The sequence below is a fragment of the Microbacterium thalli genome (assembly GCF_028737325.1).
GTDB lineage: Bacteria > Actinomycetota > Actinomycetes > Actinomycetales > Microbacteriaceae > Microbacterium > Microbacterium thalli.
Genome location: NZ_JAQZCH010000002.1, coordinates 407100 through 423675, shown reverse-complemented (window position 1 = coordinate 423675; position 16576 = coordinate 407100). Strand labels below are relative to the sequence as shown.

At 69.9% G+C, this 16576-nt stretch carries 19 protein-coding genes; 15 read left to right on the top strand and 4 right to left on the bottom strand.

Annotated features, from left to right (window positions below; genetic code table 11):
* Positions 1-168 precede the first annotated feature (168 nt).
* The 4 genes from smc to PUW82_RS09870 are packed head-to-tail and all read left to right on the top strand — an operon-like array spanning position 169 to position 5559.
* Positions 169-3675, top strand: a complete 3507-nt coding sequence (smc, locus tag PUW82_RS09885) for a chromosome segregation protein SMC (RefSeq protein ID WP_274222126.1) — start codon at positions 169-171, stop codon at positions 3673-3675.
* Positions 3676-3679: 4 nt separating this feature from the next.
* Entirely contained in the window at positions 3680-4552 is an 873-nt protein-coding gene (gene ftsY, locus PUW82_RS09880) for a signal recognition particle-docking protein FtsY (protein WP_274222125.1), read from the top strand.
* A gap of 60 nt (positions 4553-4612) precedes the next feature.
* Entirely contained in the window at positions 4613-5113 is a 501-nt protein-coding gene (locus PUW82_RS09875; protein ID WP_274222124.1) for a DUF2004 domain-containing protein, read from the top strand.
* A 2-nt stretch (positions 5114-5115) separates the two neighbouring features.
* Positions 5116-5559 carry an MSMEG_6728 family protein gene (locus tag PUW82_RS09870; protein ID WP_274222123.1) on the top strand — a complete coding sequence of 148 codons (444 nt, stop codon included), beginning with the start codon at positions 5116-5118 and terminating at the stop codon, positions 5557-5559.
* 14 nt (positions 5560-5573) lie between these two features.
* Here the strand turns inward: PUW82_RS09870 and lipA are convergent, their stop codons facing one another.
* Positions 5574-6596 (bottom strand): lipoyl synthase, encoded by a 1023-nt coding sequence (gene lipA / locus PUW82_RS09865; protein WP_274222122.1) that lies wholly within the window; start codon positions 6594-6596, stop codon positions 5574-5576.
* Complete coding sequence (gene lipB, locus PUW82_RS09860; protein ID WP_274222121.1) at positions 6593-7231, bottom strand: lipoyl(octanoyl) transferase LipB; 639 nt, start codon at positions 7229-7231, stop codon at positions 6593-6595. The genes lipA and lipB overlap by 4 nt, the downstream gene beginning before the upstream one ends.
* 57 nt (positions 7232-7288) lie before the next feature.
* Here lipB and PUW82_RS09855 point away from each other — a divergent pair, with 57 nt between their 5' ends.
* Both PUW82_RS09855 and ffh read left to right on the top strand, forming a co-directional pair.
* Positions 7289-7855, top strand: a complete 567-nt coding sequence (locus PUW82_RS09855; RefSeq protein WP_274222120.1) for a TetR/AcrR family transcriptional regulator — start codon at positions 7289-7291, stop codon at positions 7853-7855.
* Between the two features lie 48 nt (positions 7856-7903).
* The gene (ffh, locus tag PUW82_RS09850) at positions 7904-9454 is read left to right on the top strand and encodes a signal recognition particle protein (protein WP_274222119.1); all 1551 of its coding nucleotides are present in this window, start codon (positions 7904-7906) and stop codon (positions 9452-9454) included.
* 21 nt (positions 9455-9475) lie between these two features.
* On the opposite strand, the gene PUW82_RS09845 is transcribed toward ffh, so the two are convergent.
* Complete coding sequence (locus tag PUW82_RS09845) at positions 9476-10645, bottom strand: glutamate--cysteine ligase (protein WP_274222118.1); 1170 nt, start codon at positions 10643-10645, stop codon at positions 9476-9478.
* A gap of 183 nt (positions 10646-10828) precedes the next feature.
* Between PUW82_RS09845 and rpsP the strand changes: the two genes are divergently transcribed.
* From rpsP to trmD, 4 genes are read left to right on the top strand one after another with little or no spacing between them, the layout of a single operon-like run.
* Positions 10829-11254, top strand: a complete 426-nt coding sequence (gene rpsP, locus PUW82_RS09840; RefSeq protein ID WP_274222117.1) for a 30S ribosomal protein S16 — start codon at positions 10829-10831, stop codon at positions 11252-11254.
* A gap of 4 nt (positions 11255-11258) precedes the next feature.
* Positions 11259-11489 carry an RNA-binding protein gene (locus tag PUW82_RS09835; protein WP_274222116.1) on the top strand — a complete coding sequence of 77 codons (231 nt, stop codon included), beginning with the start codon at positions 11259-11261 and terminating at the stop codon, positions 11487-11489.
* Positions 11473-12105, top strand: coding sequence for a ribosome maturation factor RimM (gene rimM / locus PUW82_RS09830; protein WP_420792745.1), 633 nt, complete (start codon positions 11473-11475; stop codon positions 12103-12105). Before PUW82_RS09835 ends, rimM begins: the two co-directional genes overlap by 17 nt.
* A 1-nt stretch (position 12106) precedes the next feature.
* Positions 12107-12808 carry a tRNA (guanosine(37)-N1)-methyltransferase TrmD gene (gene trmD / locus PUW82_RS09825; protein WP_274222114.1) on the top strand — a complete coding sequence of 234 codons (702 nt, stop codon included), beginning with the start codon at positions 12107-12109 and terminating at the stop codon, positions 12806-12808.
* A 6-nt stretch (positions 12809-12814) separates the two neighbouring features.
* On the opposite strand, the gene map is transcribed toward trmD, so the two are convergent.
* A complete protein-coding gene (gene map / locus PUW82_RS09820) occupies positions 12815-13597 on the bottom strand; it encodes a type I methionyl aminopeptidase (RefSeq protein ID WP_274222113.1) in 783 nt (260 codons plus the stop codon).
* Between the two features lie 52 nt (positions 13598-13649).
* On the opposite strand from map, the gene PUW82_RS09815 reads away from it, so the two are divergent.
* The 5 genes from PUW82_RS09815 (at position 13650) to PUW82_RS09795 (ending at position 16543) form a co-directional block, all read left to right on the top strand.
* Positions 13650-14138 carry an MFS transporter permease gene (locus PUW82_RS09815; RefSeq protein ID WP_274222112.1) on the top strand — a complete coding sequence of 163 codons (489 nt, stop codon included), beginning with the start codon at positions 13650-13652 and terminating at the stop codon, positions 14136-14138.
* A 155-nt stretch (positions 14139-14293) separates the two neighbouring features.
* On the top strand, positions 14294-14641 hold the full coding sequence (rplS, locus tag PUW82_RS09810; protein WP_274222111.1) for a 50S ribosomal protein L19: 348 nt from the start codon (positions 14294-14296) through the stop codon (positions 14639-14641).
* 138 nt (positions 14642-14779) lie between these two features.
* Positions 14780-15523, top strand: coding sequence for a signal peptidase I (lepB, locus tag PUW82_RS09805; protein ID WP_274222110.1), 744 nt, complete (start codon positions 14780-14782; stop codon positions 15521-15523).
* Positions 15520-16179 (top strand): ribonuclease HII, encoded by a 660-nt coding sequence (gene rnhB, locus PUW82_RS09800; protein WP_274222109.1) that lies wholly within the window; start codon positions 15520-15522, stop codon positions 16177-16179. Before lepB ends, rnhB begins: the two co-directional genes overlap by 4 nt.
* Before the next feature lie 40 nt (positions 16180-16219).
* On the top strand, positions 16220-16543 hold the full coding sequence (locus PUW82_RS09795; RefSeq protein WP_178009393.1) for a DUF2469 family protein: 324 nt from the start codon (positions 16220-16222) through the stop codon (positions 16541-16543).
* Positions 16544-16576 lie beyond the last annotated feature (33 nt).

The following is a 16576-nucleotide window of genomic DNA, read 5'->3' as shown; positions in this document are numbered from 1 at the left end:
CGGAACGAGCGGTGACAGCGAACGCGGTGACAGTGATCAACATCGGGGAACCTCCTTCCATCGGGGATGCGGGTTGTGACGCTAGCGGTCCGCGCGGTGCGGCGTCAAGTCCGGGCCGGCATCCTCCGGTAGCGTGTGGACGTTCACCGACCCCCGGGAGGGCCCGACATGCACCTGAAGAGCGTCACGCTCAAGGGCTTCAAGTCGTTCGCCCAGCCGACAACCTTCGTCCTTGAGCCCGGGGTCACGTGCATCGTCGGCCCCAACGGCTCGGGCAAGTCGAATGTGGTGGACGCGCTCGCCTGGGTCATGGGTGAGCAGGGCGCGAAGACGTTGCGCGGCGGCAAGATGGAGGACGTCATCTTCGCCGGCACCGCGACCCGCGGACCGCTGGGGCGTGCCGAGGTGCAGCTGACGATCGACAACCACGACGGCGTGCTGCCCATCGAGTACTCCGAGGTCACGATCAGCCGCACCCTGTTCCGCAACGGCGCGAGCGAGTACGCCATCAACGGCGAGACGTGCCGTCTGCTCGACGTCCAGGAGCTGCTGAGCGACTCGGGTCTCGGCCGGGAGATGCACGTCATCGTCGGACAGGGCCGCCTCGACACGGTGCTGCAGGCCAGCGCCGAAGACCGCCGCGGCTTCATCGAGGAGGCCGCCGGCATCCTCAAGCATCGGCGCCGCAAAGAGAAGACCGTCCGCAAGCTCGAGGCGATGGAGGCGAACCTCACGCGGCTGAGCGATCTCGCAGGCGAGCTGCGGCGGCAGCTGAAGCCCCTCGGCAAGCAGGCGGAGGTCGCGCGCGAGGCCGCCACGATCGCGGCGGTGGTCCGCGACGCGAAAGCGCGTCTCTTCGCCGACGACCTCGTGTCGCTGCGGACGCAGTTGGCCGATCACGCGCGGGCCGAGCACGAACGGCACGCCGAACGTGTCGTCTTGCAGGATCAGCTCGACAGCGTCAAGCAGCGCATCGATGCGCTCGAGGCCGAGCAGCGCTCGGAGGCCGTCGATCGAGCTCGAGCGACCGCATTCGCGCTCGAACAGGTGCAGGAGCGCGTGCGTGGCCTGCACACTCTCACGGCGCAGCGCCGCGCGCTGCTCGAGGACGACGGACAGCTCGCCGTCGACGTCGCCACGGTCGGTCAGGCGACGATCGACGAGGCGCGGAACGAGGTCGACGAGATCGCGGCCGGCGTCGGGGATGCCCAGGATGTCGCCGCCGCGGCCTCCCGCGATGTCATCCGGTCGCGGGCAGAGCTCGACGCGCTCGACTCCGATATCGCCGCGCAGAGCGCCCTGGTGTCGGAGCACGATATGCGGCTGACGAAGCTGCGCGGCCGGGCCGACGCCGCGGCATCCCGGCTCGAAGCGCTGCGCGCCGCCGTGGAGCGGCAGCAGCGCGGGCTGGATGCCGCGCGGGCCCGGCGCGCTGAGGCCGAGGAGGCTCTCGCGGCGGTGCAGACCGAGGCGAGCCCGGAGGCGAGCTCGGCCGAGCACACGGCGGCGTACGAGCGCGCACAGCGCGACGCCGCCGACGCCGAAGCGGAAGTCTCGGGCATCCGCGAACGGCTGCACGCCGCCGAGCGCGAGGCGGAGTCGCTGACGGCTCAGACCGCGGCGCTCGGACGCGCCCTCGAGATCCGCAACGCTGCCGCCGACCTGCTCCACCGCGGGGCCGCGGGCGTGCGATCGCTGGTCTCGGACGCGGTCAAGGTCGAGCCGGGGTACGAGGCCGCCGTGGCGGCCGCCCTGGGTGCGCTGGCCGAGGGCGTCCTCGTGGACGACGTCGCTGCCGCCGTGTCCGCCGCGGACGTCGCGCGCGCCGACGACCTGGGAGTCGTCGACATCGTGCTCGCCGACGCGGCGGGGGGAGAGCCCATCGCCGTGTCGTCGGGCGCGGTCCGCGCCGTCGACGTCACGGCCGGACCCGCCGGCGTGCTCGGGCAGCTGTCGGCCGTCCTCATCGTCGACGACCTCGCCGCGGCCACCACCCTGCGCGAGCAGCTCGACGCCGCCGACCGCGACCGCGCCGTCATCGTCACGACGCAGGGCGAACTCGTCTCGTGGCGCACCCTGCGTGCGGGCTCCGGCGCCGGACGCTCGCGTCTCGAGCTCGCGGCGGAGCGGGATGCCGCTGCCGACCGGCTTTCGGAGCTGACCGTCGTCGTCGACGCCCTGCGCGAATCGCTGACCGACGCCCAGGCCGCGTGGAACGAGGCCCGCACCCGCACCCGGACGACGCTCGAGACCCTGCGCGCGCACGACGCCGCTCTCGCGGCCGACGCCGAGAAGTTCAATCGCGCGACGGTCCGGTTCGAGGCCGCGGTCGCCGAGTGCGACCGGCTCGAGGCCGGTCTCGCACCGGCGACGGCGGCCGTCGTCGACGCTGAGGCCGCGGCTCGCGAGGCCGACGACGCGCTTGCGGCAGCGACGGCGGCACCGCGGCCGATCCTCGATGCCTCAGCCCGGGACGGTCTGCTGGACGCGCTCGAACGTTCGCGTGAGCGCGAGATGCGGGCGCGGCTGGACGTCGAGACGCTGCGTGAGCGCGTGCGTGCCGGCGAAGCGCGCGTCGCGCAGCTCGAGCGGCAGCGCGAGCGCGAGAAGGCCGCCGCGGCCGAGGCCGCACGACGCGCCGTCATCCGCCGCCGGCAGCGCGAGATCGCGGATGCGGTCGCGAGTCAGCTGCCGCCGCTGATCGAGTCGATCGACCGTTCGGTCGCGCAGGCGCGCGTCGAACTGGGACGCGCCGAGCAGTCGCGCAGCGAGATCTCGGCCGAGCTGTCCGAGCTCCGGCAGCGGGACCAGGCTGCTCGCGGTCGCCTGGCGGCCCTGACCGAGTCCGTGCACGGCCTCGAGATGCAGATGCACGAGAAGAAGCTGCACGTGACCAGCCTGCTCGAGCGCGTCTCGTCCGAGCTCGGCCTCGACGAGAGCATCCTCGTCGCCGAATACGGCCCCGACCAGCCTGTTCCCGACGTTGACGGCGACCCCGTGCCGTTCGAGCGCGGCCAGCAGCGTCGACGCTTGGCCGAGGCGGAGCGCAAGCTCGCTCAGCTCGGCCGCGTGAACCCGCTCGCGCTTGAGGAGTTCTCCGCGCTCGAGCAACGCCACGCCTTCCTCACCGAGCAGCTCGCCGATCTGACGCAGACCCGCGCCGACCTCCTCACGATCATCGAGGAGCTCGACGAGCGGATGCAGACGATCTTCCTCGCCGCGTTCGAAGACACGAAGATCGCCTTCGGCGAGGTCTTCCCGATCCTGTTCCCGGGCGGCACCGGCAGCATCTCGCTGACGGATCCCGACCACCCGCTGACGACGGGCATCGAGGTCTCGGTGCGCCCGGTCGGGAAGAAGATCGAGCGGTTGTCGCTGCTTTCGGGTGGCGAGCGCTCGCTCGCGGCCGTCGCGTTGCTGACCGCCATATTCAAGGCACGCCCGAGCCCCTTCTACATCCTCGACGAGGTGGAGGCGGCCCTCGACGACGCGAACCTCGGGCGCCTGCTGGGCGTGTTCGAGCAACTGCGTACATCGAGCCAGCTCATCGTCATCACGCACCAGAAGCGCACGATGGAGATCGCCGACGCGCTCTACGGCGTCTCGATGCGGCAGGACGGCGTGTCGGCCGTCGTGGGTCAGCGCGTGCGCGAGCGCGCGAGCGCCGTAGGCTGAGAGCATGGCCGACAATCCCTGGTCGCTGTCGCGTGCCCTGCGCGGGCTCTTCGTCAAGCCGACCATCGACGAGAACACGTGGGACGACCTCGAGACCGCGCTGCTGACCGCGGACTTCGGTCCCGACATCACCGAGCGCCTCGTCGACGAGCTGCGCGGCAAGGTCGAGCGGTACCGCACGACGGATCCGCGTGACCTCCAGCGGATGCTCAAGGAAGCCCTCGAGGAGCGCTTCGCGGCGTTCGACTCCACGCTCCGCCTCACCGAACGACCCGCCGTCGTCCTCGTCGTCGGTGTCAACGGCGTCGGCAAGACCACGACCATCGGCAAGTTCGCGAAGTTCCTGCAGCGCTACGGCCGCTCCGTCGTGGTCGGCGCTGCCGACACGTTCCGCGCGGCCGCCGTCGATCAGCTCGCGACGTGGGCGGAGCGCGGCGGGGCGCACATCGTCCGTCCGCAGCAGGAGGGGCAGGACCCGGCATCGGTCGCGTTCCAGACGATCGACTACGCCAAGCGCACCGGCACAGAGATCGTCCTCGTCGACACCGCCGGCCGGCTGCACACCAAGGGCGGCTTGATGGACGAGCTGACCAAGATCCGACGCGTCATCGAGAAGCAGGCGCCGATCAGCGAGGTGCTGCTGGTGCTCGACGCCACCACCGGTCAGAACGGGGTCATGCAGGCCGAGGCTTTCCTGCAGCACGCCGGGGTCACCGGACTCGTGATCACGAAGCTCGACGGCTCGGCGCGCGGCGGGTTCGTGCTCGCCGTCCAGGAGCGCACCGGCATCCCCGTCAAACTCCTCGGACAGGGAGAGGGGATCGGCGATCTCACCGGTTTCACCCCCCACGTCTTCGCGTCGGCGCTCGTCGACTGAGTCCTGCGCCGCGCCGCGGCGCCACTTCCCCCGCACCCTCACGGCTGGTTTCATAAACACATGGCGATCGAGCACGACTACTTCGGACTCCTGGAGTCCGGTCCGGACGGATCGATCTTCTGGTCGGATCAGGTCGAGATCGGCGACCAGACGGTGACCGTCGACCTCACGGCACCCGACCAGGAGGATGTCTCCCCGGCTGCCCTCGACGTGGCCGCCGCGATGATCTCGTCGATCGAGACGATCGACCTCTCCGCCCGCAACGCGATGGTCTCCGAGATCAGCGACCGCACGAGCGAGGTGACGGAGTTCATCCTGCAGCAGCAGGAGGAGCTGGGAGAGGACATCGAGTCGTTCCTCGTCGACGTCTCGGGCGACACCCACATGGACGTCATCCGCTCGTTGCAGCTCATCAGCATGACGATTCTCGCCGACGAGCACGGGGGCTCCGACCCGTTCGCCGTGCTGGAATACGCGCTCGACCCCGACTCGACCGACGAGGTGCTCCTGGTCAACCTCACGAGCGACGGCAGCATCCAGTCGGTCACCAGCGCCGACTGATCGTGCAGACCTTCCTTCCCTACGCGTCGTTCGCGGACTCCGCCGCGGCGCTCGACTCGCCGCGGCTGGGTAAACAGCGCGTCGAGACCCTGCAGCTGCTGCGCGCCAACACGGTGCCGGACTACGGCTGGCGTCATCATCCCGCCGCGAAGATGTGGCGCGGCTACCTGCCGGCGCTCGTCTCGTACGGGCTCGCGATGACGGATGCCTGGATCGCGGCGGGTCACGCTGACACCGTCCGTCCCCAGCTCGTGGCGTTCGCCCCCGAGGTGGACGGCCTCGCGCAGGACGACCTCGAGCTGCCGCCGTGGCTCGGCGACGAGGCGTTGCACCTATCGCACCGCTCGAACCTCGTACGGAAGGATCCCGAGTTCTACCGGCCGCGGTTCGGCGACGTACCCGACGACCTGCCTTACGTCTGGCCGCCCGACCCGACCGCTGCCTGAGCTTCCGCGCCGGTTCAGACGGCCTGTGCGAAGCCGGCCGCGCCGGACTCCGACAGGTGCGCGAGGTGCGCGGGGATGGTCCGGCCCTTCGCCGTCATGGACTGCGCCCACAGGCGTCCGGCGCGATACGACGATCGCACGAGCGGGCCCGCGAGCACGCCGAGGAAACCGATGCGTTCGGCTTCCTCGCGGAAGGCCACGAACTCGTCGGGCTTGACCCACCGGTCCACCGGCAGATGGCGGGGCGTCGGCCGCAGGTACTGCGTGATCGTCACGATGTCGGTGCCCGCGTCATGGAGGTCCTGGAGTGCCTGCACGACCTCGTCGGGTGTCTCGCCCATGCCGAGGATGAGGTTCGATTTCGTGATGAGCCCCGCCGCGCGCGCCCGCGTCAGCACGCCGAGCGACCGCTCGTAACGGAACGCAGGGCGGATGCGCTTGAAGATGCGCGGCACCGTCTCGACGTTGTGAGCGAACACCTCCGGTCGTGACGCGAACACCTCGTCGAGCTGCGCCGGGTCGCCGTTGAAGTCGGTCGCCAGGATCTCGACCCCGGTCGTCGGGTTCTCGGCGTGGATGCGGCGGACCGTTTCGGCATGCAACCAGGCGCCGCCGTCGGGCAGATCGTCGCGAGCCACACCCGTGACGGTCGCGTAGCGCAGCTGCATCCGGGTGACGCTCTCGGCGACGCGACGCGGTTCGTCGGTGTCGTAGTCGGCCGGCTTGCCGGTGTCGATCTGGCAGAAGTCGCACCGGCGCGTGCACTGCGAGCCGCCGATCAGGAACGTCGCCTCGCGGTCTTCCCAGCATTCGTAGATGTTCGGGCACCCCGCCTCCTGGCAGACGGTGTGCAGGCCCTCCTCGCGGACCAGGTCGTGCAGGGCACGGTACTCCTGGCCCATGCTCGCCTTCGTCTTGATCCATTCGGGCTTGCGCTCGATGGGCGTCTGCGCGTTGCGGATCTCGAGGCGCAGGAGCTTGCGTCCGCCCGGTCCACCGGCGGCCGGGGTGCCCGCGGGTGCGGCGCAGCCGGTCATGCGGCGACCGCCGTCGCGAGATCTGCGGCGACATGCCGCCGGACGGCATCGACGGCGTCGACGGGCGTCAGCATGCGGCCGAGCACCTCTGAGACGGTCGTGACGTCGGCGTCCGGGATGCCGCAGGGGATGATCTGCGCGAAGGGCGCGAGGTCGTTGCTGCAGTTGAGCGCGAAGCCGTGCATCGTGACGCCCCGCTGCACCCGCACACCGATCGCGGCGATCTTCGCGTCGCGTCCGTCCGCGGCGACCCAGACGCCGCTGCGGCCGCGCACCTGGCGTCCCGTGACGCCGAGGTCGGCGAGAGCCGCGATGAGGAGCACCTCGAGACGACGCACGTGCTGGACGACATCCACCGGCTCAGGAAGGCGGACGATCGGGTAGCCGACGAGCTGACCGGGGCCGTGCCACGTGATCTTGCCCCCGCGGTCGACGTCGACGACGGGCGTGCCGTCGGCGGGACGCTCGTGCGGCGCCGTACGAGCGCCGGCCGTGAAGACCGCCGCGTGCTCGAGGAGGAGGAGGGCGTCGGGCGCGCCGGCCACGACCTCGTCGTGCACCCGCCGCTGCAGATCCCACCCCTCGCGGTAGGGGACGTAGTCAGGGCTCAGACCCACGATCCGCACATCGAGCACGGTGCCTCCTCAGTATCTGGACGGCGTCCAACAATACGCTACGCCTAGGCTGTCACGGTGACCTCCGAGAGTCGAGCCGGCCGTCCTCGCGTGTCGTCGCGCGAGACACTCGCCGAAGCCGCCTGCGAGCTCTTCCTCGAGCGCGGCTACGAAGCAACGACGGTCGCGGACATCACCACCCGGGCCGGTGTGAGTCGGTCGAGCTTCTTCAACTACTTCACCTCGAAGTCGGCCGTTCTGTGGTCCGGGCTCGATGAGCGCATCGCTCTCCTCGAGGGTGGGCTCGACGACGCCGCAGGCGCCGCGGCCGTCGAGGTCGCGGTCGCGGAGCTGGCGCGAGATTTCGCGCCGGACGCGCTGGCGCTCGCAATCGTCAACGACGCCGCGATGGGCGTCGCGGACGAGCTGGCCCGCGAGGCCGCGCTGCGCAGTGCGCGCATCGCCCGGGCGGTGTCGACGGCGCTGGTGCGCGGCGGCGCGGACCAGCTCGAGGCAGACGTCCGGGCCGCGGCGTGGGGCGGGGCGGTGCTTGCGGCGGTCGCGGCGTGGGCCCGGGACGGTGCCGGACGCTCCGAGCTGGCGTCGACGGTGGCACGGGCCGCGCGGATCGCGCGGGACGCCTGAGATCCCGGGCGCTGGGGCAGCCGGTCGCTCGCATAGAATCGAGGGATCATGGCAACTTTCGGCACGCTCTCCGACCGTCTTACCGAGACCTTCCGGAATCTCCGCACCAAGGGAAAGCTCAGCGCGGCTGACGTCGACCAGACGGTCCGCGAGATCCGCCGGGCGCTGCTCGACGCCGACGTCGCGCTCGTGGTCGTCAAGGAGTTCACGGCGAAGGTGCGCGAACGCGCCCTCGGCGACGAGGTCAACCGAGCACTGAACCCGGCGCAGCAGGTCGTGCAGATCGTCAACGAGGAGCTCGTGGGCATCCTCGGCGGTGAGCAGCGCCGCCTGCAGTTCGCGAAGAACCCGCCGACGGTCATCATGCTCGCCGGCCTGCAGGGATCGGGTAAGACGACGTTCGCCGGCAAGCTCGCGAAGCAGCTCGAGAAGGACGGCCACACGCCGATCCTCGTCGCGTGCGACCTGCAGCGCCCGAACGCCGTGAACCAGCTCCAGGTCGTGGCCGAGCGTGCCGGCGCGGCCGTGTTCGCGCCCGAGCCGGGCAACGGCGTCGGCGACCCGGTTCGGGTCGCGCGCGACGGCGTGGAGTACGCGCGCCGTCAGCAGCACGACATCGTCATCATCGACACCGCCGGACGCCTCGGCGTCGACGCCGAGCTGATGAAGCAGGCTGCCGACATCCGCAAGGCGACCGATCCCGATGAGGTCTTGTTCGTCATCGACGCGATGGTCGGACAGGATGCCGTCAACACGGCCAAGGCGTTCCAGGAGGGTGTCGACTTCACCGGCGTTGTCCTGTCGAAGCTCGACGGCGACGCCCGCGGCGGTGCCGCGCTGTCGGTGGCTTCGGTCACGCAGCGCCCGATCATCTTCGCGTCGACGGGTGAGGGCCTCGAAGACCTCGAGCCCTTCTACCCGGACCGCATGGCGAGCCGGATCCTCGACCTCGGCGACATCCTGACCCTCATCGAACAGGCTCAGCAGGCCTTCGACGAGGAGGAGGCCCTCGCGGTCGCGGAGAAGCTCGCGAACGAGCAGTTCACACTCGAGGACTTCCTCGGCCAGCTTCAGCAGATGAAGAAGATGGGCTCGATGAAGAAGATGCTCGGCATGCTGCCGGGCATGGGCCAGATGAAGCAGCAGCTCGAGCAGTTCGACGAACGCGAGATCGACCGCACCGAGGCGATCATCCGCTCGATGACGCCGGCCGAGCGGCGCAACCCGAAGGTCCTCAACGGCTCGCGGCGCCTGCGCATCGCCCGGGGGTCGGGCATGACCGTGACCGATGTGAACCAGCTCGTGCAGCGCTTCGACCAGGCGGCCAAGATGATGAAGACCGTCGCGCGCGGCGGTGTGCCCAACATCCCCGGCATGGGGCCGGTGGGCGGCAAGCCCGGCGCCTCGAGCAAGCGGGGCAAGCAGGCCAAGAGCACGAGCGGTTCGCGATCGGGCAACCCGGCGAAGCGCGCCGCGGAGAACGCGGGGATCGCGACGGCCACCGCGCCGACGGGCTCCGGGTTCGGTCTCGGTGGCGCTCAGGCGCAGCCGAGCGAAGCCGACCTCGCTGAGATCCAGAAGCTCTTCGGTAAGCGCTGATCCCGCGGCGCGGGCTCCGGCTCAGCGCCCGGTGTCGGGCTGGGCGAGATGCTCTCGCAGCGTCGGGCCGTCGCGGAACTCGCGGATGAGGTGCTGCACGACCTCGCGCAGATCGCCGTCCGCGGCGTCGGCGACGCGCGTCTGCCGCAGGTAGCTCGCGCCCTGGTCGAGGATGGTGCGCAGGCCACGGAACTCGCGCCCGCAGTGGAGTTCGACGGCGATGGGCTCGAGCATCTCCATCGTCTCGCGCAGATGCTCGGTGACCGGGCGTTGGGTGCCGTCGGCATCGACGATGACGCGCGCGTCGAGCCCGTAACGCGCCGCACGCCACTTGTTCTCTCGGACGAACCACGGCGGGATGACCGGCAGCGGACGGCCCGCGTCGAGCTCGCGGGAGAGGTATTCGGTGAGCACCTGAACGAGCGCGGCCACGGCCGCGAGCTCCGGGAGGGTCGACATGCCGTCGCACGCGCGGATCTCGATCGTGCCCCACTTCGGCGCGGGGCGGATGTCCCAGCGCACCTCGGAGGCGTCCTCCATGACGCCGGTGCCGACCATGCCGTCGAGGTAGTTCTCGAAGTCGCGCCACTCCGTGAAGCTCCACGGCAATCCCGCCGTCGGCAACTGCTGGAACACCAGGGCGCGGTTCGAGGCGTAGCCCGTGCGTTCGCCTGCCCAGAACGGGCTCGACGCCGACAGCGCCTGCAGGTGGGGGAGGTAGAGCGAGAGCGCGTTGATGAGCGGGAACACCTTATTGACGTCCTCGACGCCGACGTGGATGTGGATGCCCCAGATCATCATGTTGCGGCCCCACCACTGCGTGCGCTCGATGAGCTTGTGGTAGCGGGTCTTGTCGGTGATCTGCTGCTCGTACCAGCGCGCGAACGGGTGGCTGCCCGCGCACAGCATCTCCAGACCCCGCGGTGCGGCGAACTCCCGGACGCGCTGGATGGCGTCGTCGATGTCATCGACGGCTGCCGCGACCGTGTCGCCGACGCCGCTGGTGACCTCGATGGTGTTCGTGAGCAGCTCGCCGGTGATCGTGTACCGCTCGAGGGCCGAGGCTTCCTCGACCGCCGCCAGCACTTCCGGAGCACGGGGGGCCAGATCGCCGCTCTCGCGGTCGGCGAGCATCAGCTCCCACTCGATGCCTACGGACGAGCGGGCAGACGTGGCGAAGGGGACCGTCATGGCCACAGTCTGACATGCGGCGCGGCGCGGTTCGCGACAGCCCGGTTCATCTGGCAAAATAGACCGTTGGACCGCCTGCTCGACCCTCTATCCGGCGGGAAGGTCCGCCCTCAGAGCTCCCGCCGGGTGTGCACCCCACGCTCCAGGCGACGTTCACTTCACATCACACCACTCAGGAGAATTGTGGCTGTCAAGATCCGTCTCAAGCGCCTCGGAAAGATCCGCGCGCCCTACTACCGCATCGTCGTCGCCGACTCGCGCACCAAGCGCGACGGCCGCGTGATCGAAGAGATCGGCCAGTACCACCCGACCGAGGAGCCCTCGGTCATCAAGGTCGACTCCGAGCGTGCCCAGTACTGGCTCTCGGTCGGCGCTCAGCCCACCGAGCAGGTCGCCGCGCTGCTGAAGCTCACGGGCGACTGGGGCAAGTTCAAGGGCGACAAGAACGCCGTCTCGACCGTTCGCACGGCCGAGGCCAAGGGTGACTTCGTCGCCGACGCGTCCAAGAAGTCGGTCATCAAGCCGCAGGCCGCCAAGAAGGCCGACGAGCCCGCCGCCGAGGCTCCGGCCGACGAGGCGCCGGCCGCCGACGCGACCGACTCGGAGTAATCCGTTGCTGTCCGCCGCGCTCGAGCACGTCGTCAAGGGGATCGTCGATCACCCCGACGACGTCGTCATCCGTTCCTCCACGTCGCCTCGCGGCGAGGTCCTCGAGGTGCGCGTGCACCCCGACGACCGAGGACGGGTGATCGGGCGCGGCGGGCGCACCGCCAAGGCCCTGCGCACCCTCATCACCGCGCTGGCCGACGGCACCCGTGTCCGCGTCGATGTCGCGGACGACTGACGTGGGGACCAATCCCGCGGGCACGCAGCTCCGTGTCGGGCGTCTTGTCAAGGCGCATGGCCTCAAGGGAGCCCTCAAGCTCGAGCTCTACACCGACGATCCCGACGGGCGTTTCGTCCCCGGCGCCACCTTCACTCTGCAGGTGCCCGAGGAATCGCCGTGGCACGGCAAGACCGTGACCGTCCGGGAGTTCCGGTGGATGAACTCGCACCCCGTCCTCTTCGTCGAGGACGTCAACGACCGTGACGCAGCCGAAACCCTCGTGAAGGCGATCCTCTGGATCGACCAGGATGCGGAGTCCCCGGCCGAGGACGACGCCTGGTTCGACCACCAGCTCGTGGGCCTGGACGTGGTGCGCGACGGCGAGCGTGTCGGCCGGATCGCCCGCGTCGATCATCTGCCGGCTCAGGACCTGCTGATCGTCCAGCGCGACGGCGACGACGCCGAGATCCTCGTTCCGTTCGTGAAGGCGATCGTGCCCGAGGTCGACGTCGCGGGCGGTCGGGTCATCGTGACCCCGCCCGCCGGGCTCTTCGAAGAGCTGCCGTCGGACGAAGAGGCGACCGGCGACATCGCGGCGCAGCAGGACGGCGACGCCGCGACGACCGAGGACTGACGTGCGCGTCGACGTCGTCACGATCTTCCCCGCATTCTTCGACGTCCTCGAGGTCTCCCTTCTCGGCAAGGCGCGCGGAGCCGGCCTCCTCGACGTGCGCGTCCACGACCTGCGCGAGTACACCACCGACCGCCATCGCACCGTCGATGACACCCCGTACGGCGGGGGAGCGGGCATGGTGATGAAGCCTGAGCCGTGGGGCGCCGCGCTCGACGCGATCGTGGCGGATGCGGCATCCCGTCCGACCTTCATCTTCCCGTCGCCGGCGGGTGAGCTGTTCACGCAGGCGACTGCGCGCGAGCTGAGCGTCGCCCCGCACCTGGTGTTCGGATGCGGGCGCTACGAGGGCATCGACGAGCGCGTGTTCGCGTATGCCGCCACACTCGGCGACGTTCGGCTGATGAGCCTCGGCGATTACGTGCTCAACGGCGGGGAGGTCGCCTCGATGGCGATGATCGAAGCGATCGGCCGGCTCATCCCCGGGGTGGTCGGCAATCCCGAGAGCCTCGTCGAGGAGTCGCACGAGGACGGTCTGCTCGAGTACCCCTCGTACACCAAGCCCGCCGCGTGGCGCGGGTACGACGTTCCCGATGTCCTGCTGAGCGGACACCACGGGCGCGTGGCGGACTGGCGTCGAGACCAGCGGGTCGCACGCACCCGTGAACGCCGCCCGGACCTGTTGCCGTCCGACCCGAGCGCCTGACCGGCCTCAGTCGACGCCGAGGAACGACCGGTCGGTGAGGATGATCGGTCCGGCCTCGGTGACCGCGACCGTGTGCTCGGAGTGGGCTCCGCGCGAACCGTCGGCGCTCCGCAGCGTCCAGCCGTCGGCATCGGTGACGAGCTTGTCGGTGCTCTGCAGGAACCACGGCTCGAGCGCGACGACGAGGCCGGCACGCAGCGGGTACCCGCGCCCCGGCTTGCCGTCGTTGGGGACGTGCGGGTCGCCGTGCATCTCGCGCCCGACCCCGTGCCCGCCGAAGTCGGTGTTGATCGACAGGCCCTCGGCCCGCGCGACCTGAGCCACGGCGTGCGAGATGTCGCCGATCTTGTTGCCGACTACCGCGGCGCCGATCGCCGCGTCGAGAGCCCGCTCGGACGTGTCGATGAGTGCGAGGTCCTCGTCCCGCGGCGTACCGACGACGAATGACACGGCGGAGTCGGCGACCCAGCCGTCGACCGCGACGGCGAAGTCGAGGGTGACGAGGTCGCCGTCGCGCAGAGCGTAGTCGTGGGGGAGGCCGTGGAGCACGGCGTCGTTGATCGAGGTGCAGATGACCTTGCCGAACGGGCTCGCTCCGAAGGAGGGGTGGTAGTCGATGTAGCAGGACTCGGCGCCCGCCTTGCGGATCATCTCGTGCGCCCGCCGATCGATGGACAGCAGGTTCGTACCGACCTTCGTCTCGTCGCGGAGGGTGGCCAGAACCTCGGCGACGAACCGCCCGGCGGGACGCATCGCTTCGATCTCGGCAGGGGTACGCAGCTCGATCATCGTGATCCTCTCTTCAGCTTCTATCCTGCCGGACCGGCGTAGCATCGGGAGCATGTGGCTGCGACGCGCGCTCTTCTCTTGGCTCCTGCCGGCAGCGCTGGTGCTTCCGCTCTGGCTCGTCGTGGGCTGGGCGGTCTCGGGCGCGAGCGGCTGGGTCTTCCTCTGGGTGCTCTTCATCGCGGTCCCCGCCGTGCTGATCGGTCAGCTGATCGTGACCTTCCTCGTGCGGGCCCGCGGCACCGTTCGCCACTCCCGCGCCCTGTCGTGGTGGGACGTCCTGGTGTTCGCGGTCTGGCACGGTCTGATCATCGCGACCGGCTTCTACCCGGCCGGCGCGTTCTGGCCGCTCCTGTTCGCGGCGACCGCCGCCTTCCTCGGGGTGTTCTGGGTCTCGCTCTGGCAGCTCTTCCGCGAGGCCCGTCCGGTGTCGCTGTTCCGGATGCCGATGGACTCGGCGTTCCTCGACGGCGGTCGGGCGCGTCGCGAGCCCGACTCGACCGAGGTCTTCGTCGTCGAGGAAGCGCCGCACCGGGAGCGGTGACGGTTTGGCGGGACTCCGCAGCCATGGCAGAATGAACACTTGTGCCCTGACAGATCTCTGCCTCAGGGGAGCGGCGCCCGGCGGGCGCCCGGGGCACCGCATCCTTATTCAACTCTCTCGTGGTCGACCTGAGGCGGTCGCAGGAAGAAAAGATCATGCAGATCCTCGACTCCGTCGACGCAGCATCGCTGCGTAACGACATCCCCGCTTTCGCCCCCGGCGACACCGTCAAGGTGCACGTCAACATCACCGAGGGCAACCGCTCGCGTATCCAGGTGTTCCAGGGCGTCGTCATCGGCCGCTCCGGCGACGGTGTGCGCGAGACCTTCACCGTCCGGAAGATCAGCTTCCAGGTCGGCGTCGAGCGCACCTTCCCGGTCCACAGCCCCGCGATCGACCACATCGAGGTCGTCACCCGCGGTGACGTCCGTCGCGCGAAGCTCTACTACCTGCGCAACCTCCGCGGCAAGAAGGCGAAGATCAAGGAGAAGCGCGACCGCTGACCCAGCGACGTGTTCTCTGGATGCCCCGGGCTCAGGCTCGGGGCATCCGTCGTTCCGTCGCGCGGCGGACGGTGAAACGCACGGAATGTGCGACCCTGGGATGGGCTCCCCGGCGGGTGAGTCGGATGAGAGGCGAGTATGACCACCGATGACCTTGCCGCGTCGGCACCGGCGCCCGCGCGTTCGCGTTCGCGTCGGCTGTGGCTGCTGGTCCGCGACGTGCTCGTCATCGTCGCGATCGCGCTCGTCGTGTCGTTCCTGGTCAAAACGTTCCTCGTCCGATCGTTCTACATCCCCTCCGGCTCGATGGAACAGACTCTGCGCGAGGACGACCGGATCCTCGTCGATCAGCTCACCCCGCGATTCGGCGGCTACGAGCGGGGCGACGTGGTCGTCTTCCGCGATCCGGGCGGGTGGCTTCCGCCGACCGTCGAGCCGGTCCGTCCGCCCGTCGTCGAGGGCGTGGACTGGGTACTGTCGGTGGTCGGGCTGTCGGCGCCCGATAGCAAGGACCACCTGATCAAGCGCATCATCGGGATGCCGGGTGACCACGTCGTCTGCTGCAACGCGGTCGGGCAGATCACCGTCAACGGCGTCCCCGTCGACGAGCGGCCCTACGTCGCTCTCGCCGATGGACAGTCGGCGCCGCAGGAAGTCCCTTTCGACGTCGTGGTGCCCGACGACTCGCTGTGGGTCCTCGGCGACAACCGCGATCACTCGCGTGACTCGCGCTACAACCAGGACCAGCCCTCGCAAGGGTTCGTGCCCCTCGACAACGTCGTCGGCCGTGCGTTCCTCATCACATGGCCCCTCGACCGTTTCGGCGGCATCGATTTCCATCACGACGTGTTCGCCGGCGTTCCGGCCCCCGACGCCCGATGACCGTCGTCGCTCCTCGGCTGACCGTCGAGCGACGGCTGCTGCGTGAGCACGCGTTCGTCATCGCCCTCGACGAGGTCGGCCGCGGAGCACTGGCCGGGCCGGTCGCGGTGGGTGCCGCGGTGCTGGACGCGCGTTGTGCGCGACGCCGCATCCCCGACGGGTTGCGCGACTCGAAACTGGTGACCGAGCTGCGTCGCCCGGCGCTGGCGGAGCGTGCGGCGGGCTGGGTCGTGGACTCCGCGGTGGGGTGGGCCACCCCGGCGGAGATCGACGAGCGCGGGATCATCCGGGCTCTCGGGCTCGCCGCCGTTCGCGCGCTCGCGGGACTCACCGGCGTCGACCCGATGGCCTCGGACGCCGTGGTCATCCTCGACGGCAACCACGACTACGTCTCACCGGTCGCCGGACCCGGCCTGACGATCCAGACGATCGTGAAGGCCGACCGCGACTGCGCGAGCGCGGCGGCTGCCTCGGTCATCGCGAAGGTGGCTCGCGACGCGCACATGACCGCGCTCCACGACGAGACCCCCGTGTACGAATGGGCCCGCAACAAGGGCTACGCCAGCGCGGTGCACCGCGAGGCGATCCGTTCGCACGGGCTGAGCGGTCATCACCGTGCGTCGTGGGCGATCGCTGATGCTCCGACGCTGTTCTGAGGCTCGTCCGCCCTCCGGCGCCGCCTAGGATGGAGGGACCATGGATGACGAAGTCTTCGAAGACTACGACCGCGAACTGGAGCTGGCGCTCTACAAGGAGTATCGCGACGTCGTGTCGCAGTTCCAGTACGTGATCGAGACCGAGCGCCGCTTCTACCTCGCCAACGACGTCAATGTCGTCCGCCGCGACACCGAGCACGACTTCTACTTCGAGCTCACCATGAAGGACGTGTGGGTGTGGGACATCTACCGCGCCGATCGCTTCGTGAAGTCCGTCCGTGTGCTGACCTTCAAGGACGTGAACGTCGAAGAGCTGCAGCGGCGCGATTTCGAGCTGCCCGACGAGCTGTCGCTCGACAGCTGAGCGCGGCTCCTCCCCAGTGACGTCCCGCGGCGA

Bases quoted from the DNA above. Each gene is read 5' to 3' on its own strand.
- PUW82_RS09845 (WP_274222118.1), bottom strand. From the start codon at position 10,645: ATGACGGTCCCCTTCGCCACGTCTGCCCGCTCGTCCGTAGGCATCGAG.
- lepB (WP_274222110.1), top strand. From the start codon at position 14,780: ATGACCACCGATGACCTTGCCGCGTCGGCACCGGCGCCCGCGCGTTCG.
- lipA (WP_274222122.1), bottom strand. From the start codon at position 6,596: ATGACCGGCTGCGCCGCACCCGCGGGCACCCCGGCCGCCGGTGGACCG.
- ffh (WP_274222119.1), top strand. From the start codon at position 7,904: ATGGCAACTTTCGGCACGCTCTCCGACCGTCTTACCGAGACCTTCCGG.
- PUW82_RS09875 (WP_274222124.1), top strand. From the start codon at position 4,613: ATGGCGATCGAGCACGACTACTTCGGACTCCTGGAGTCCGGTCCGGAC.
- PUW82_RS09815 (WP_274222112.1), top strand. From the start codon at position 13,650: ATGTGGCTGCGACGCGCGCTCTTCTCTTGGCTCCTGCCGGCAGCGCTG.
- PUW82_RS09795 (WP_178009393.1), top strand. From the start codon at position 16,220: ATGGATGACGAAGTCTTCGAAGACTACGACCGCGAACTGGAGCTGGCG.
- rnhB (WP_274222109.1), top strand. From the start codon at position 15,520: ATGACCGTCGTCGCTCCTCGGCTGACCGTCGAGCGACGGCTGCTGCGT.
- smc (WP_274222126.1), top strand. From the start codon at position 169: ATGCACCTGAAGAGCGTCACGCTCAAGGGCTTCAAGTCGTTCGCCCAG.
- rplS (WP_274222111.1), top strand. From the start codon at position 14,294: ATGCAGATCCTCGACTCCGTCGACGCAGCATCGCTGCGTAACGACATC.
- map (WP_274222113.1), bottom strand. From the start codon at position 13,597: ATGATCGAGCTGCGTACCCCTGCCGAGATCGAAGCGATGCGTCCCGCC.
- ftsY (WP_274222125.1), top strand. From the start codon at position 3,680: ATGGCCGACAATCCCTGGTCGCTGTCGCGTGCCCTGCGCGGGCTCTTC.
- rimM (WP_420792745.1), top strand. From the start codon at position 11,473: ATGTCGCGGACGACTGACGTGGGGACCAATCCCGCGGGCACGCAGCTC.